The organism is Nocardioides panacis (assembly GCF_019039255.1).
Lineage (GTDB): Bacteria > Actinomycetota > Actinomycetes > Propionibacteriales > Nocardioidaceae > Nocardioides_B > Nocardioides_B panacis.
The window spans coordinates 3,989,011-4,004,605 of record NZ_CP077062.1 but is presented as its reverse complement, the minus strand read 5'-3'; the positions used below and the strand labels follow the sequence as shown (position 1 = coordinate 4,004,605).

16 protein-coding genes are annotated in these 15,595 nt (G+C 74.0%); 12 read left to right on the top strand and 4 right to left on the bottom strand.

Translation table 11 applies throughout. The features are described 5' to 3' along the window. The first annotated feature begins 32 nt into the window (after positions 1-32). The 5 genes from KRR39_RS19650 to KRR39_RS19630 are packed head-to-tail and all read left to right on the top strand — an operon-like array spanning position 33 to position 6,448. On the top strand, positions 33-1,979 hold the full coding sequence (locus KRR39_RS19650) for an ATP-binding protein (protein ID WP_254185282.1): 1,947 nt from the start codon (positions 33-35) through the stop codon (positions 1,977-1,979). Positions 1,980-1,995: 16 nt separating this feature from the next. After that, positions 1,996-2,916: a hydroxymethylglutaryl-CoA lyase gene (locus KRR39_RS19645; RefSeq protein ID WP_254185281.1), complete on the top strand. Its 921-nt coding sequence runs from the start codon at positions 1,996-1,998 to the stop codon at positions 2,914-2,916. A 15-nt stretch (positions 2,917-2,931) separates the two neighbouring features. Continuing rightward, the gene (locus KRR39_RS19640; protein ID WP_216939121.1) at positions 2,932-4,023 is read left to right on the top strand and encodes a hypothetical protein; all 1,092 of its coding nucleotides are present in this window, start codon (positions 2,932-2,934) and stop codon (positions 4,021-4,023) included. Beyond that, entirely contained in the window at positions 4,020-5,222 is a 1,203-nt protein-coding gene (locus KRR39_RS19635; RefSeq protein WP_216939120.1) for a hypothetical protein, read from the top strand. Before KRR39_RS19640 ends, KRR39_RS19635 begins: the two co-directional genes overlap by 4 nt. Beyond that, positions 5,219-6,448 carry a hypothetical protein gene (locus KRR39_RS19630; RefSeq protein WP_254185280.1) on the top strand — a complete coding sequence of 410 codons (1,230 nt, stop codon included), beginning with the start codon at positions 5,219-5,221 and terminating at the stop codon, positions 6,446-6,448. The genes KRR39_RS19635 and KRR39_RS19630 overlap by 4 nt, the downstream gene beginning before the upstream one ends. On the opposite strand, the gene KRR39_RS19625 is transcribed toward KRR39_RS19630, so the two are convergent. Then, a complete protein-coding gene (locus KRR39_RS19625; RefSeq protein WP_216939119.1) occupies positions 6,409-7,089 on the bottom strand; it encodes an EcsC family protein in 681 nt (226 codons plus the stop codon). The genes KRR39_RS19630 and KRR39_RS19625 overlap by 40 nt on opposite strands. 83 nt (positions 7,090-7,172) lie before the next feature. On the opposite strand from KRR39_RS19625, the gene aat reads away from it, so the two are divergent. Further along, positions 7,173-7,856: a leucyl/phenylalanyl-tRNA--protein transferase gene (aat, locus tag KRR39_RS19620; RefSeq protein ID WP_216939118.1), complete on the top strand. Its 684-nt coding sequence runs from the start codon at positions 7,173-7,175 to the stop codon at positions 7,854-7,856. A gap of 52 nt (positions 7,857-7,908) precedes the next feature. Here aat and KRR39_RS19615 read toward each other — a convergent pair whose 3' ends face one another. Together KRR39_RS19615 and KRR39_RS19610 are read right to left on the bottom strand one after the other, a co-directional pair. Further along, positions 7,909-8,244, bottom strand: coding sequence for a rhodanese-like domain-containing protein (locus KRR39_RS19615; RefSeq protein WP_216939117.1), 336 nt, complete (start codon positions 8,242-8,244; stop codon positions 7,909-7,911). Positions 8,245-8,299: 55 nt separating this feature from the next. Continuing rightward, the gene (locus KRR39_RS19610; protein ID WP_216939116.1) at positions 8,300-9,166 is read right to left on the bottom strand and encodes an Fpg/Nei family DNA glycosylase; all 867 of its coding nucleotides are present in this window, start codon (positions 9,164-9,166) and stop codon (positions 8,300-8,302) included. Positions 9,167-9,223: 57 nt separating this feature from the next. Here KRR39_RS19610 and KRR39_RS19605 point away from each other — a divergent pair, with 57 nt between their 5' ends. The 6 genes from KRR39_RS19605 (at position 9,224) to KRR39_RS19580 (ending at position 14,099) form a co-directional block, all read left to right on the top strand. Next, positions 9,224-9,487, top strand: coding sequence for a hypothetical protein (locus KRR39_RS19605; RefSeq protein WP_216939115.1), 264 nt, complete (start codon positions 9,224-9,226; stop codon positions 9,485-9,487). Between the two features lie 111 nt (positions 9,488-9,598). Beyond that, positions 9,599-10,792, top strand: a complete 1,194-nt coding sequence (locus KRR39_RS19600) for a DUF8462 domain-containing protein (RefSeq protein WP_216939114.1) — start codon at positions 9,599-9,601, stop codon at positions 10,790-10,792. Between the two features lie 44 nt (positions 10,793-10,836). Beyond that, positions 10,837-11,733: a hypothetical protein gene (locus tag KRR39_RS19595; protein ID WP_216939113.1), complete on the top strand. Its 897-nt coding sequence runs from the start codon at positions 10,837-10,839 to the stop codon at positions 11,731-11,733. Between the two features lie 54 nt (positions 11,734-11,787). Continuing rightward, positions 11,788-12,594 carry a glycerophosphodiester phosphodiesterase gene (locus KRR39_RS19590; protein WP_216939112.1) on the top strand — a complete coding sequence of 269 codons (807 nt, stop codon included), beginning with the start codon at positions 11,788-11,790 and terminating at the stop codon, positions 12,592-12,594. A gap of 80 nt (positions 12,595-12,674) precedes the next feature. Further along, positions 12,675-13,085, top strand: a complete 411-nt coding sequence (locus KRR39_RS19585; RefSeq protein WP_216939111.1) for an ATP-binding protein — start codon at positions 12,675-12,677, stop codon at positions 13,083-13,085. A gap of 48 nt (positions 13,086-13,133) precedes the next feature. After that, the gene (locus KRR39_RS19580; RefSeq protein ID WP_216939110.1) at positions 13,134-14,099 is read left to right on the top strand and encodes a DUF5926 family protein; all 966 of its coding nucleotides are present in this window, start codon (positions 13,134-13,136) and stop codon (positions 14,097-14,099) included. Between the two features lie 255 nt (positions 14,100-14,354). Here the strand turns inward: KRR39_RS19580 and KRR39_RS19575 are convergent, their stop codons facing one another. After that, positions 14,355-15,578 (bottom strand): arginine deiminase, encoded by a 1,224-nt coding sequence (locus KRR39_RS19575; protein WP_216939109.1) that lies wholly within the window; start codon positions 15,576-15,578, stop codon positions 14,355-14,357. Between the last annotated feature and the right edge of the window lie 17 nt (positions 15,579-15,595).

Genomic DNA, 15,595 nt, shown 5'->3' with positions numbered 1-15,595 from the left:
AGGCAATCCCCACGGCCCGGCCGCTGCGCACCGTGCTGGTCGCCAACCGCGGCGAGATCGCGCTGCGGGTGATCCACGCCTGCCGGGCCAGGGGGCTGCGCAGCGTGGCGATCCACACCCTCCTCGACGCCACCGCGCCGCACGTCCGGGAGGCCGACGACGCGATCCGCGTGGAGAGCTACCTCGACATCGACGCCGTGGTCGCCGCGGCCCGCGCCACCGGTGCCGACGCGATCCACCCCGGCTACGGCTTCCTGTCCGAGCGGGCCGCGTTCGCCCGGGCGGTCGAGGACGCCGGGCTGGTGCTCGTCGGCCCCTCGGCGACGGTGATGGAGCAGATGGGCCGCAAGGACGCCGCCCGCGAGATCGCCGTCGCCGCCGGCGTACCCGTCGTCCCCTCCGCCGAGTTGTCAGGCGGTGGATCGGCTCGAGCCGACTCAGCGCCTGACAAGTCGGCGTACCCGGTGCTGGTGAAGGCCGCGGCGGGCGGCGGGGGCAAGGGCATGCGGATCGTCCGCGACCCCGCCGACTTCGACGCGGCGGTGGCCTCCGCCCGGCGCGAGGCGCTCTCCTCGTTCGGCGACGACACGATCCTGGTCGAGAAGTACGTCGAGCACGGCCGGCACATCGAGGTGCAGGTGCTCGCCGATGCGCACGGCCACGTCGTGCACCTCTTCGAGCGGGACTGCTCGACCCAGCGCCGGCACCAGAAGGTGCTCGAGGAGGCGCCCGCCCCGACGATCACCCCGGAGGTCCGCACGCTGGTCACCGAATCGGCCGTCGCGCTGGCCCGCCAGGTGGGCTACGTGAACGCCGGCACCGTGGAGTTCCTCCTCGACGCGGACACCGGCGAGGCCTACTTCCTGGAGATGAACACCCGGCTGCAGGTCGAGCACCCGGTGACCGAGCTGGTGGTCCGCGTCGACGGCCGCCCGCTCGACCTGGTGCAGCTCCAGCTGGCGGTCGCGGCCGGCGAGCCGCTGCCGTTCGGCCAGGACGACGTACGCCTGCAGGGGCACGCGATCGAGGCCCGGGTCTACGCCGAGGACTCCTTCCACGGCTTCCTCCCCCAGGCGGGTACGGCGCTGCGGGTGCGCTGGCCGGGCGCCGAGGCGGACCGGTTCTCGCCGGCGGCCCGAGGCGTCCGGGTCGACGCGGCCCTCGAGACCGGCCAGGTCGTCTCCACGGCCTACGACCCGATGCTCGGCAAGGTCATCGCGCACGGCCACGACCGGGAGAGCGCACGGCTCGCCCTGGTCGAGGCCCTCGACGACACCGCGTTCATGGGGCTGACCACCAACGCCGGCTTCCTGCGGGTGCTGGTCGCCAGCGACGAGTTCCGGGACGCGACGATCGACACCGCCTGGCTCGACCACGCGGAGGTCGCCGAGCCGTCCCCGGACACCGCCCGGACGATCGCCGCGTGGACCCAGGCGATGGTCGACACGATGTCCCCCGGCGACGACCACCCGTTCCGCGGGGACGGCTGGCGGGTGGCCGGCGACCCGGCGCCGGTCGTCGTCGAGCTGGACCGCACGGTGCTCGTCGACCGTGCCGCGGGCACCGTCGACGGCGTGCCGGTCAGCCAGATCAGCGCGGAGCTGCACCTGATGGTGGTCACCCTCGACGGGCGCCGCGAGCAGGCGCTCGTCGACGTCGGGCCGCACGCGGTCGAGGTCACCCACCGCGGCCAGCGGCGGGTGTTCACCCGCCCCGACGTGTTCGCGGACCCGACGCTGCACGTCGGCGACGGCACGCTGACCGCGCCGATGCCGGGCACCGTGCTGTCGGTGGCCGCGGTCCACGGTCAACGGGTCGAGCCGGGGGACGTGCTCGGGGTGATGGAGGCGATGAAGATGGAGCTCTCGCTCACCGCGCCGTTCGCCGGCACCGTCGACGTACGCGTCACCGACGGGGAGCAGGTCGCCCTGGGCGCCACCCTCTTCGTCGTCACCTCGGAGGAGGGGGACGCGTCGTGACCACCCCCTGCCGACCGTGGTCCCCGATCCCTCGCTGCCCCGGGCGGTGACGATCTACGAGGTCGGGCCGCGCGACGGGCTGCAGAACGAGAAGGCGACCGTCCCGACCGCGACCAAGGCGCGGTTCGTGAGCCGGCTGCACGCCGCGGGGCTGCCGGTCGTGGAGTCGACCAGCTTCGTGCACCCGAAGTGGGTGCCGCAGCTCGCGGACGCCGCCGACCTGGTCGACGCGCTGGTGGACGAGCTCGGGGACGTCGCCCGCGAGATGCCGGTGCTGGTGCCCAACGAGCGCGGGCTCGACCGGGCGCTGGAGAAGGGCCTGCGGCACATCGCGATCTTCGGCAGCGCCACCGAGACCTTCGCGCAGCGGAACCTGAACCGCAGCCTGGACGAGCAGTTCGCGATGTTCGAGCCCACCGTACGACGGGCGCGCGAGGCCGGCCTGGACGTGCGCGCCTACGTGTCGATGTGCTTCGGCGACCCCTGGGAGGGCGGGGTGCCGGTCGAGCAGGTGGTGGACGTCGGCCGGCGGCTCTTCGACCTCGGCGCCTCCCAGCTGTCCCTGGGCGACACCATCGGCACCGGCACGGCCGGCCACGTCGGGGCGCTGCTGCGGGCGTTCAACGAGGCCGGGCTGCCCAACGAGTCGCTGGCGATGCACTTCCACGACACCTACGGGCAGGCGCTGTCCAACGCGGTCGCGGCGCTGCGGCACGGCATCACCACGTTCGACGCCTCGGCGGGCGGTCTGGGCGGCTGCCCCTACGCGAAGAGCGCCACCGGCAACCTGGCCACCGAAGACCTCGTGTGGCTGCTGACCGGTCTCGGTGTCGAGCACGGCGTCGACCTCGACGCGCTGGTGAGCACCTCGGCGTGGATGGCCGGCGAGCTCGGCCGCCCGAGTCCCAGCGCGGTCGTCCGCGCGATGTCGGGGTAGGGCAGACTTCCCGCCATGAGTCGTGTCGTGTACCTGCACGTCGGTGCGCCCAAGACGGGGACGACGTACCTCCAGGACCGGCTGGCTCTGAACAAGACCGAGCTCGCCCGGCACGGCGTGCACTACCCGCTGCAGCTGCACGCGAGCCAGTTCCGGCCCGCCCTCGACCTGCTCGAGATGCCCTGGGGCGGCCTGCACGTCGACGTGGACGGCGAGTGGGAGGGCCTGATGAACCGGGTCCGCCGGCTCAACGGGAAGGTGATCGTCTCCCACGAGATCCTGGCCGCGGCGCGGACCAACCAGGTGAAGCGGGCGATGGCGAGCCTCGAGGGCGCCGAGGTGCACCTGGTGTACTCCGCCCGCGACCTCGCCCGGCAGATCCCCGCCGAGTGGCAGGAGGGGATCAAGCACCAGCGCAAGCAGGCGTTCGCCGGCTTCCTGTCCAAGGTGCAGTCCTCGCGCCGGACCAAGCCGAACATGTGGTTCTGGCGGGTGCAGAGCCTCCCGGACGTGCTCAGCCGGTGGAGCAAGGGCCTGCCGCCGGAGAACGTGCACCTCGTGACGGTGCCCCAGGCGGGCGCCCCGCGGGACCTGCTGTGGCGGCGCTACTGCCAGGCCTTCGGCATCGACCCGGCCTGGGCGCCGGAGCAGAGCGACCGGGAGAACGTCTCGATCGGTGCCGCGGAGACCACCCTGGTCCGCCGGCTGAACCGCCGCCTCAAGGACGCCGGACTGCCCTCGGAGGAGTACCGCCGGCTGGTCCGCGAGCTGGTCGTGCACCAGACCCTGGCGCAGCGGCCCGGGATGACCAAGGTGACGCTGCCGCCGGCCGCGTTCCCGTGGGCCGACGAGGTCGCCGACGAGTGGATCGAGTGGATCGTCGGGTCCGGCATCGACGTGATCGGCGATGTCGCCGACCTCCGCCCGGTGCCGACCGCGCCCGGCACGCCGTGGGCCAACCCGGACCGCCCGCGGCGGGTCGAGATGGTGGACGCCGCGCTGGACGCGATCGTCGCGCTGGCCATGGAGGCCGCGAACCGCCCCGACCCGCACGAGCAGATCACCGCCCGGATCGGCCGCGCGGCCCGCCGGCTGCGGGGCCAGTGACCCCCTACGAGCAGGCGGCCCGGTCCTGGACCGAGCACCTGCGGTCCGGCGGGGCCACCCCGTGGTCGACGTGGGTCGCCCGGCCGGCCGCCACCGACGTGGCCGTCCCGCCGGGCTGGACGATGCCCGGCGCCGCCCAGCTCGAGCTCGTACGACGGCTGGCCGACCGCCTGGCCCGGAGCGACGACACCGACGCCTTCCGCGGTCTCGCCGACCTGGTGATCGGCCGGTCCGGCCCGGGCCGCGGCCGCGCCCAGCAGCCGCTGTCCTGGACGGGGACCGGGGACGGCCCGCGCCGCTTCGGCGCCCCGCCGGTGGACCCCGCCGACGTGCCCGCCGACGAGCTGGTCCGGGTCGGCGTCGGTGCGCTGACCGAGCTGCTCCTGCGCGCCCCCGACGCGCCCGCCGCCCACCCCGCACGACGGCGGCTGTTCACCCGGACCCCGGCGTTCACGCTCGCGGGCGCGCCGGTCACCACGTCCGTCGTACGCCAGAGGCTGGAGGCGGCCGGCCACGTCGAGGGCGGCGACCCGCCACGCGTGCTGCTGGTCGTGGAGCCCTTCGACGTCACCCTCGCCCAGGTCTGGTCGGCCCGCGTGCAGCGCGGCGCCCCGGTGCGCTGGCCGGGCTTCGTGGAGCGCTGGTCCGGGCGGCGCGAGCTGCCCCCCTCGGCGGACTACCCGGCGCTGGCCCGCCTGTGGGCCGAGCGGGTGGGTCCCGCCGAGGTGCACGTGCTGGTCGCGCCGGTCGACCCGGTCACCGCGACCCGCGACGTCGCCCGGCTGCTCGACGTCGACCCGACGCCGCGCCGGGCGCTGCGCGAGCCGCGCTGGCGCGACCTGTCCCCGCCGGCGGCGGACGTCGTGCGCCGGGTCAACGCGGTGCTCAACGTGCGGTCCTCGGCGTCGCGGCACGACGCCGTCGCCCGGACCTTGGTGGCCACGCTCGGCACCGCCGGGCGCCGGCACCCGCTGACCGTGCCCGAGCCGTTCCGGGACTGGGCGACCGCACGGTCGCGTGCCGTCGCCGAGGAGCTGTCGGCCGGCGGATATTCTGTGCACGGCGACCCGGAGCAGGTCGTCCCCCGGTTCGAGGACGTCCCCACCCGCCCGCGGCTCGTCGACGTGCTGGACGTCCTGCTGGACGCCTGCCTCGACCGGGCCGTGCCGGGCGCGACCAGGAAGGCGGACCAGCGGTGAGTGACCCCGGAGCCGTGCCCGGACCGCGCCGCGTCCTGGTGCACGTGGGTGCGCCGAAGACCGGCACCTCCTACGTCCAGGACGTGCTGTTCCTCAACCGCGAGTCCCTGGCCGGGCAGGGCATCCTCTACCCCGCCGACCGGTTCGACGAGCACTTCCTCGCGGCCCTCGACCTGATGGAGCTGCACTGGGGCGGCCTCGAGACGCAGGCCGTCGGCGCCTGGGACCGGCTCGCCGAGCGGGTCCGTGCCTGGCCGGGCACCTCGATCGTGTCCCACGAGATCCTCGCGACCGCGAGCCGGCAGCAGGTACGCCGCGCGCTCGACTCGTTCGGGGACGCCGAGGTGCACGTCGTGCTGTCCGCCCGCGACCTCGTCCGGCAGATCCCCGCGGAGTGGCAGGAGAACGTCAAGCACCGCCGCAACGTCACCTACCGCTCGTTCCTCGACAAGATCACCGACCCCTCGCGCTCCGGCGAGCTGGCCTCCTGGTTCTGGGGCGTCCAGGAGGTGCCCGACATCCTGGACCGCTGGGGCGGCTCGCTGCCGCCCGAGCGGGTGCACCTGGTCACGGTGCCGAAGCCCGGTGCGCCGCGCGACCTGCTCTGGCAGCGGTTCTCCGCCGTGCTCGGGCTCGACAGGGCGGTGCTCGAACGGGCCACCGACCGGGCGAACCCGTCCCTCGGCGTCCCGGAGACCGCGCTCGTGCGCCGGATCAACGCCGAGGTCAACGGCGGCGTGCTGGCCAACGAGGACTACCGCGAGTACGTCCGCGAGCTGCTCGCGCACCGCACCCTGTCGCAGCGCTCCGGCTCCCCGCGCCTGGGCCTGCCGCCGGACGTCCGCGCCTGGGCGGTGGACCTGTCGGAGAGCTGGATCGAGGAGCTCGCCAAGCAGGGGTACGACGTGGTGGGCTCGCTCGACGAGCTGCGGCCCGACGACCTCGACCAGCCGTTCGCCGACCCCGACGAGCCGGTGGAGGCCGACGTCGCCGACGCCGCGGTGCAGTCGATCGTGACGCTGCTGGAGGAGGTGGTCCGCCGCGAGGAGGTCGAGCAGCACCTGCGGCGCGACCTGGGCTCGGCGCTGGCCGAGCTCGACCGGGCCCGCGGCCTGTGGTTCCGGGTCAAGCGCCGGCTGGTCAACACCGCCGACGACAACCGGGTCGCGGCGGCCGGCCTGGCGGTCTACCGGCGGTTGCGGGGCAGCAGCTCCCGGTCGGCGTAGCGGCCGATCTGCCAGGTGGAGTAGGCGTCCGTGCCGGCGCCGACCAGGCCGCCGACCACCGGGACGCGGCGCCCGACGGTGGTGGCGATCCGCTTGCCGGCCACCTTGGTGAGCAGCTCGGAGGTCACCTCGTTGGCGACGATCCGGTCCAGGTCCGGGTCGTGCGTCGGCGCGGTCGCGATCCCCATCGGCGTGCTCGGCAGCTTCTTCTTGCGCACCATCGACTTGACCGCGTCCTCGCCCAGCAGGCAGGTGAGCACCGCGTTGCGGACCCGCTGGTCGGTGAGGTCGTAGCCGTGCAGGTGCGCGATCCCGGCCACCAGCCGGCACTGGATCAGCGCGATCCCGGCGATGTTGGCGGGGATCGTGACGGCCGCGGTGACCAGGCCGCCGATGTTGGTGGCGAAGCCCTGCGCGCCGGCCAGCCGGACGTGGTTCTCGATCAGCTCGTGCACGGCGCGCTCGCGGTCGCCGCCCTGCTCGGCGAGCTGCTTGTCGGCCGCCTGCGCCGCCGCCGGGAGCGGGCCGGCGCCCTCGATGGCGCGACGCAGCGCGTTGTGCACGAAGGTGGAGCTCATCTCCGGGGCGAGCCGGGTCACCCGCGGTGCGAGTCCCTTGGTCAACGAGCTGCCGATCCCCATGCGTCCTCCGGTCCTGGTGCTGACTGCCGCCTCGAGCCTACCGAGCGCGCTGTACCTGACCTGTGCCCTGATTGGATGGAGCCATGCCGACCGAGCCGCCCGTGACCGGGTGGGTGTTCCCCGACCTCGCGCAGCTGCCCGACGACGGCGGCGCCGACGACCTGGTCGGGATGGGCGCCGACCTCGAGCCCGGGACGTTGCTGGCGGCGTACCGGCAGGGGCTGTTCCCGATGCCGTCGGACGACCCGGGCCTCGGGATGCTCTGGTGGTCGCCGGTCGAGCGGGGCGTGCTGCCGCTGGACGGGCTGCGCGTCTCGCGGTCGCTGCGGCAGTCGGTGCGCAAGATGGAGGTCCGCGTCGACACCGTGTTCGACGACGTGATCTGGGCCTGCGCCGACCCGGACCGCGACGGCGCCTGGATCGACGAGGAGATCCTCGACGCCTACACGCGGCTGCACGAGCTGGGCTGGGCGCACTCGGTGGAGGTGTGGCAGGACGACGACCTGGTGGGCGGACTGTACGGCGTCGCGGTCGGCGGCCTGTTCGCCGGGGAGTCGATGTTCCACCGGGTCACCGACGCCTCGAAGGTGGCGCTGGTCGGCCTGGTCGGGCTGATGAGCGACGAGCACGCCGACCGGCGGGTGCTCGACGTGCAGTGGCGCACCGACCACCTCGCCTCGCTCGGCGTGGTGAGCGTGGCCCGGCCGGACTACCTGCGGATGATCGCCGACGCGGCCGCCGTACCCCTGCCCGAGGCCTTCCGCTGACCCGGGCCTGAACCGAGGCCGAGCCGGGCCCGGGTTCAGGTCGAGCCGGGACTCAGACGACCTGCGGGGCGCCGCCGGTCTCGCTGACCATCGGCCGCCCGGCGCCCTGCCAGTCGAGCATCCCGCCGTCGAGGTTGACGACGTCGTGGCCCTGCTGGAGGAGGTACGCCGCGGCCTGCGACGAGCGGCCGCCGACCTTGCACACGACCAGCGTCTGCCCCGGGGGCACGTCGGCCAGGCGGCCCGGCAGGTCGCGCAGCGGGATGTGCACCGCGCCGTCGATGTGGCCGGCCTGCCACTCGTCGGGCTCGCGGACGTCCAGGACGTGCAGGCCGTCGGGGAGCGGGTCGGGGACGCCGCTGATCGCGACGGTGGGGATGCCAGTCATGGGTCCCACTGTGACCGATCGCAGCAAGTCGCCCGCGCGCAGGGGGCGCGACCGGCTACTTGAGCAGCCGGGACATCCGGCGGTCGGCGAGAGGCTTGCCACCGGTCTGGCAGGTGGGGCAGTACTGCAGCGAGGAGTCCGCGAACGACACCTCGCGCACGGTGTCGCCGCACACCGGGCAGGGCAGCCCGGTGCGGCCGTGCACGGCGAGGTTGCTCTTCTTCTCGCTCTTGAGGTCGGCGGCGTGCAGCCCCCGCGACCGGGCCACCGCGTCGCCGAGGATCGTGCGGATCGCGTCGTACAGGGTCTGCAGGTCGTCGCCGGTGATGCTCGAGGCGGGCTTGAACGGCGACATCCGCGCGGCGTGCAGCAGCTCGTCGGAGTAGGCGTTGCCGATGCCGGCGATCGTGCCCTGGTGCCGCAGCACGCCCTTGACCTGCGCCCGGCCGGCGGCCTGCAGGATGCCGCCGAGCACGTCGATGGTGAACGCCTCGTCGAGCGGGTCGGGCCCGAGGCTGGCGATGCCCGGGATGTCGCCGGGGTCGCGGACGACGTACAGGGCGAGGCGCTTCTTGGTGCCGGCCTCGGTGATGTCGAGGCCGGAGCCGTCGTCGAGGTGCACCCGCGCGGCCATCGGCGACTTGTTGCTCGGCTTGGGCGGCAGCGCCGGCACCTCCTCGCGCCAGCGCACCCAGCCGCCGCGGGCCAGGTGCATCACGAGGTGCAGGCCGCCGGCGCTGATGTCGATGAACTTGCCGTGCCGGGTCACGCCGTCCACGAAGCTGCCCTGCAGGGCGGACAGTGGCGGGTCGAAGGTCTTCAGCGCGCTGAACGCGGCGATGTCGACGCGCGCGATGGCGCGTCCGTCGAGTCGACCGGCGAGGTCGAGCGCCAGTCCTTCCACTTCGGGCAGCTCGGGCACAGCGCAATCCTAGGCGGCACCCATGACAGTTCAGGTGTTTCGCGTCACACTGTTCCCATGCGCCCGGTCGCCCCGTTGCCCTCCGCGGGCGAGGTCTTCCTCGACTCCCGCGGGGACGGGCGCGCGATGCGGGTCTCGTGGCACGCCGAGGCCGACGTCGTGGTGCTCTCGCTGTGGAGCGGCGGCACCTGCACCGGCACGTTCCGGCTCCCGGTCGAGGAGGTCCCGGACATGATCGACGCGCTGCGCGAGGGGCTGGTCAGGTCGTACGACGTGCACCGGGCCCGGCTCACCCAGGTGGACGGCCCGCGGGCCGGCTGACCGGAGTCCCGGCCCGGACCCGACCCGCGCCCGGCTCGACGGGTCTTGGGGACGATTGGGCGCGCTAGGGACATCTAAGGTTTTCGCTAGACGTCGGGATACAGTCTGATCGTGGACCCCGTCAGGAACCCCTACGCCCCCGGCGCCGGCCAGCGCCCGCCCGAGCTCGCCGGCCGGGACCGGCAGCTCCAGCAGTTCGAGGTCACCCTCGAGCGGGTCGCCGCCGGGCGCCCCGAGCGGTCGATGGTGCTCTCCGGCCTGCGCGGCGTCGGCAAGACCGTGCTGCTCAACGCGCTGCGCGGGCAGGCGGTGAAGCGGGCGTGGGGGACCGGCAAGTTCGAGGCCCGCCCCGACCAGTCGCTGCGGCTGCCGCTCGCCCAGGCCGTGCACGCCGCGGTCCGCGAGGTCGCGCACCGGCACCGCGACCCGGACCGGGTGGACACCGTCGCCGGCGTGGTCAAGTCCTTCGCGCTGCGCACCCCGCTGCCGGACCGCAAGAAGGTGCGCTGGCAGCCGCCGACCGACGTGCCGGCGATGAAGGGCCGGGCGGACTCCGGCGACCTCGAGCTGGACCTCATCGAGCTGTTCACCGACGTCGCCGACCTGGCCCGCGACCTCGGGGTGGGCATCGGGATCTTCGTCGACGAGATGCAGGACATCTCCACCGACGAGCTCGCCGCGCTGTGCGGCGCGTGCCACGAGATCAGCCAGCAGGGCGCGCCGCTGGTGGTGGTCGGGGCCGGGCTGCCGCACCTGCCGGTCGCGCTGGCGGCCAGCAAGTCCTACGCCGAGCGGCTCTTCCGGTACGTCGTCGTGGACCGGCTGCCGCGCGAGATGGCGGACCGGGCGCTGCTCGTGCCGGCCGGTACCGAGGACGTCGACTACACCGCCGAGGCGCTCGACGAGCTCTACCTGCTCACCGACGGCTACCCCTACTTCGTGCAGGCCTACGGCAAGGTCACCTGGGACGCCGCGCTGACCAGCCCGATCGAGGTGGCCGACGTCCGCGAGGCGGCGCCGGAGGCCGAGGGCGAGCTGGCCGTCGGGTTCTTCGGGGCCCGCTACGACCGGGCCACGCCCGCCGAGCGCGACTACATGCGGGCGATGGCCGACCTGGCCGCGCACCACGACGACGGCCCGGTGCCCACCTCCGACATCGCGCAGGCGCTGGGCCGCAAGCCGCAGAGCCTCTCCCCGGCCCGGGACGGCCTGATCAAGAAGGGCCTGGTGTACTCCAGCGAGCGCGGCACCGTCGCGTTCACCGTGCCGCACTTCGGCAAGTTCCTGCGCGGCCAGCGCGGCTGAGCAAACCGCGTGACCTGGCCGGGACGGTGGCCTAGCGTCTGAGCGTGGCCGTACCCCGGGAGATCGCCTGCGACGAGTCCGGCTCCGAGGGTGAGAAGGTCGTCGGCGGCACGACCCGGATGTTCGCCCACGCGAGCGTGGACATCGACGCCGCGGCGGCGGCCGACTGCATCGTCGAGCTCCGCGGCCGGACCCGGTCGCCCGCCGAGGAGTACAAGGCCAGCGTCGTCCTGCGCACCCAGAACCGCGCGGCGCTGGTCTGGCTGATCGGCGAGGGCGGGCCGCTGGCCGGTCGGGCCCACGTGCACCTCGTCGAGAAGCGGGCGTACGCCGTGCGCGAGCTCGTCGCGCTGGTGGGCGGTCCGGCCCCGCTCGCCGAGGCGCTGCACCGCGACGCCGCCGAGGAGGTCGGTGAGGCGGCGTGGACCGGGCTGCTGTCCGCGTTCAACGACGTGATGCGCGCCCGGGGGCGGGTCGACGTCGAGCTCACCGGGGCGGGGCTGCTGCGCCGGGTGGATGCGCTGCCCGGCCGCGGGGCCGTCGGCGCCCTCGCGGACCTGGTGCACGCCGTCGACCAGGAGACCCTCCTGGGCCCGCTGACCGACACCGCCCGGATGACGCCGCGGCTGCAGCCCCTCGTCCCGGCGCTGGTCGCCGCGGTCCGGCACTGGGGCCGCGGCGGCCGCCCGGTGCTGCTCGTGCACGACCAGCAGCAGGCGCTCACCGCGCGCCGGGTCGCCCACGTGCGCGAGCTGCTGGTGGAGCAGGGCGGCGGCGCCGGTCCGCTGGTCGACGTACGCCTGGTGGACTCGCGGGCCGACGCCCGGGTGCAGGTGGCGGACCTGCTGGCCGGCGCGGCCCGGCGGATCGCGGAGGACCGGCTCGACGGGCACGGGGACGACGCGCTGCGCGAGCTGCTCGCGCCGTACCGGGACGACTGAGACATGCGGCCGGTGCTGCGGGCACCCGGTGCGGGGAAGTGCCACGATGGACCCATGCGTCACGTGGAGGGCCGCCCTCAGGTGGTCGCGCACCGCGGCTCCAGCCACGACAACCCCGAGCACACGCTCGGGGCCTACATCGCCGCGCTCGACCAGGGCGCCGAGGGCCTCGAGTGCGACGTCCGGCTGACCGCCGACGGGCACCTGGTGTGCGTGCACGACCGCCGGGTCGACCGGGTCAGCACCGGCCGCGGGGTGGTCTCCACGATGGAGCTCGCGCAGCTCGACGAGCTGGACTTCGCCTCCTGGAAGAACCCCTGGGTGGACCTCGACGACGAGGCCCCCGAGCTCGACGACCAGACCCGGCGGGTGCTCACCCTGGAGCGGCTGATCCAGGCGGCGCGCGACTACGACCAGACGGTGGACCTGGCCATCGAGACCAAGCACCCCACCCGGTACGCCGGCCTGGTGGAGCGGCGCCTGGTCGACCTGCTCGAGACCGTCGGCTGGGCCGGGGCCGACTCGCCGGCCCGGATCATGAGCTTCTCCCCGGTGGCGCTCACCCGGATCAAGAAGCTCGCCCCCGACCTGGAGGTGGTGCTGCTGATCGACCGGCAGTACTCCTGGCAGATGGCGACGAGCATGCTCGGCCCCGGCTGGATCGCCGGACCGGGCATCGACCTGCTGCGGGAGAACCCCCGGCTGGGCAGCCGGCTGCGCAAGCGGGACCGCCGCATCCACGTGTGGACGGTGAACACGGTGGCGGACCTCGACCTGTGTGCGGCCCTCGGCGTGGAGGCCGTGATCACCGACAACCCGGCGATGGCGCTCGACCACTTCGGAGGGCCCCGGGCGGTCTGAGACCCACGCCACCGCGCCGCGTGTTTGGCGCCGGGTCGACCGGGCATCATCCTGCTCGAAGCGACGAACGAGGAGGGATGATGACCGTGGCCAGCAGGTCCGTGCGTGCACCGGTCACGATGCGCCTCCCCTTCACCGCGTCGTCGGTCTCCCTCGCCCGGCAGCGGTTGAAGGTCTTCATGTGCGACGTCGGCGGCTCCGGCGAGGCCGTCGAGGACGCCCGCGTGGTGATCTCCGAGCTCGTCGCGAACTCCGTGCGGCACGCGCAGCCGCTCAGCGACGGCCAGATCCACGTCTCCTGGGTGCTCGACGAGCGCGGCCTGCAGCTGTCGGTCACCGACGGCGGCAGCGGCACCCGCCCCCGCACGGTCAACGCGCCCTCGTCGGCGCTGGCCGGACGCGGCATGGCGATCGTCGGGATCCTCGCGCAGGACTGGTGGACCGAGCGCACCGGCTCGCGCTCGACCGTGCACGCGCTGCTGCACCTCTGAGCCTCCCGCCCGACGCCGGCGCGCACCCCGCTCAGTAGGCTTCGCGGCATGGGAAAGAAGTCGCGCGTCAAGGCACGCAGCACCAGCCAGCCGGACGGCACCGCCGAGCACGCGGGCGGGGTCGGGCCCCGTCAGCCGTGCCCGTGCGGGTCGGGGCGCCGGTACAAGGCGTGCCACGGCTCCGTCGCCGGCCCGGTCCCGACGTACGTCGCCCGGCCGTTCGAGGGCATCAACGGCGAGTGCGACCTGATCGCCATGCGGGAGATCATCGCCGCGGCGACCGCCCCGCTGACGCTGCGGGACGGTGTCGCCGACGGCCGGACCGTGCAGCTGTGCTCGCTGCTCCCGATGGCCGCGCCGGCGCTGTCGCGCGCGGACGGCTCGGTGTGGCTGGGCTTGCAGGTGCAGCACGCGTTCGGCGACCCGAGCCGTGACCTGGCCGCCGTGCTCCTGAAGGCGCTGGCGGCCGAGCCGGGCGAGGGCATCGTGGGCCTCACCGACAACCCCGGCGACGGGCCGCGGCTGCAGGACCTGCTGACCGACGCGCCGCTCGAGGTCACCGTGCACGACGGCTTCGACTTCTGGATCGCCGACGTCGAGGACCCCGACGGCACCGCGGCGGCCTCGCTGGAGTCCGCGAACGGCGCCGCGAACCCGAGCCGGCGGCTCGGCTCGGTGGAGGCCGCCTACTGGACCGACGTGGGCACCCGCGAGCACCTGCGCTGGGTGCTTCCGTACGACGAGGAGCCGCTGCTCGACGCGCTGGCCCGGCTGCACGTCGCGGGCAAGGACGTCGTCGCCGAGGGCTCGCGGTTCGTCGGCATGTTCCGGGCGCACGGCCGGCTGGTGCCGGTGTGGGACCTGCCCGCCGGCACCGGTCCCGAGGTGCTGGAGGACGCCGTCAAGCAGCTCGCGACCGACCTGGACGCCGCCCGGGCGGACGGCTCACCGCTGAGCGCGGACGAGCGCTCGGCACGGCACGGGCTGGCCAACCGGCAGGTCACGATCCGCTGATCCGGCTGCCGGCCGGGGCTGCTGCTCCGCGCGGCCCGGGGTCGGGGCCGGGGCCGGCCCTCGGCCTAGACCGCACCAGGTAAAAGCGGCGTGTGCTGGGTCATATTCGGTCAGAAATGTTGATCAAAGGCTCAACCACCCCGTACATTTACCAGTGCCCGGTCGTTGTTGTATCCCCCGTCAGCAACGGCCGGGTTTCCACTTTAAGGCGGACCCCCCGTCCGCCGCGGACCACCCGGCCGGACCCTCTGCGGGTCAGGGCCGGGGGAGCGGCTCGCGGGTGACCGGGCAGGACATGCAGCGCGGCCCGCCGCGGCCGGATCCGAGCTCGGAGCCGGAGATCGCGACGACCTCGATCCCGGACTCCTCCAGGCGTGAGTTGGTCTCGATGTTGCGCTCGTAGGCGACCGCCACCCGCGGCGAGATCGCCAGCGTGTTGTTGCCGTCGTCCCACTGCTCGCGCTCCGCGGTGACCGGGTCCAGGCCGGTGTCGATCTGGTGCAGCGTGTCGATGCTCATCGCCTTGGCGGCCGCCACCAGGAAGGGCTGGGCCTCCGCGACCTGGAGCACCAGGTCGGCGTCGCCGTTCCCGTTGCGGTCCCGGACGGTGACCGCGTAGGCCTGCAGGCTGTCGGCGACGTTGGGGTACATCACGATCTTGTCGACGTCGACCATCGTGCACACCGTGTCCAGGTGCATCGTGGCCCGCTCCTGGGCGATCGGCACCGCCAGGACGGTGTGCGCCAGGTCGGCGCCGAACACCTGACGGGCCAGCCGCTCGGCGCCGGCCGGGGTGGTCCGCTCGCCGACGCCGACGGCGATGACGCCCGGCGCGAGCAGGAGCACGTCGCCGCCCTCGACGTGCTCACGCTGCCAGCCGTGGATCTTCGGGGTGCCGGCGAAGCGCGGGTGGCCGGTGTAGATCAGCTCGGTCAGCTGGGTCTCGCGCTCCCGGGCCGGCATCGCCAGCGACGTGATCGCCACCCGGTCGCGGATCCAGACGCTGGAGTCCCGGGTGAACAGCAGGTTCGGGAGCGGGTCGATGAGGAAGTCGTCGTGCGCCAGCAGGCTGGTGACCAGGCCGTGCCCGCCCTGCACCTCGTCGTTGCGCACGCCGGCGGTGAGGAACGCGCACAGCTCCTCGGGGCTCTGGTCGTGCAGCGCCCGGGTGAGGTAGGCGCGCAGGGTGTCGCCGAGGTGCAGGCTGCCCATGGCGCCGGCGATGGCGTGCTCGCGCGCGGACTCGCTCTGCAGGGTCTCGGTGAGCAGGTCGGTGAGGTAGAGCACCTCGACGTCCCGGTCGCGGAGCGCCTGGGCGAACGCGTCGTGCTCGTCCTGGGCCCGGCTGACCCACGGGATGCCGTCGAACAGCAGCTTGTCGTTGTTGCGCGGGGTCAGTCGCTTCAGCTCGTTGCCCGGACGGTGCAGCATCACGGTCCGGAGCCGGCCGACCTCGCTGTCGGCGCCATGGTTCGTCATGGAGCGAGCGTAGTGCT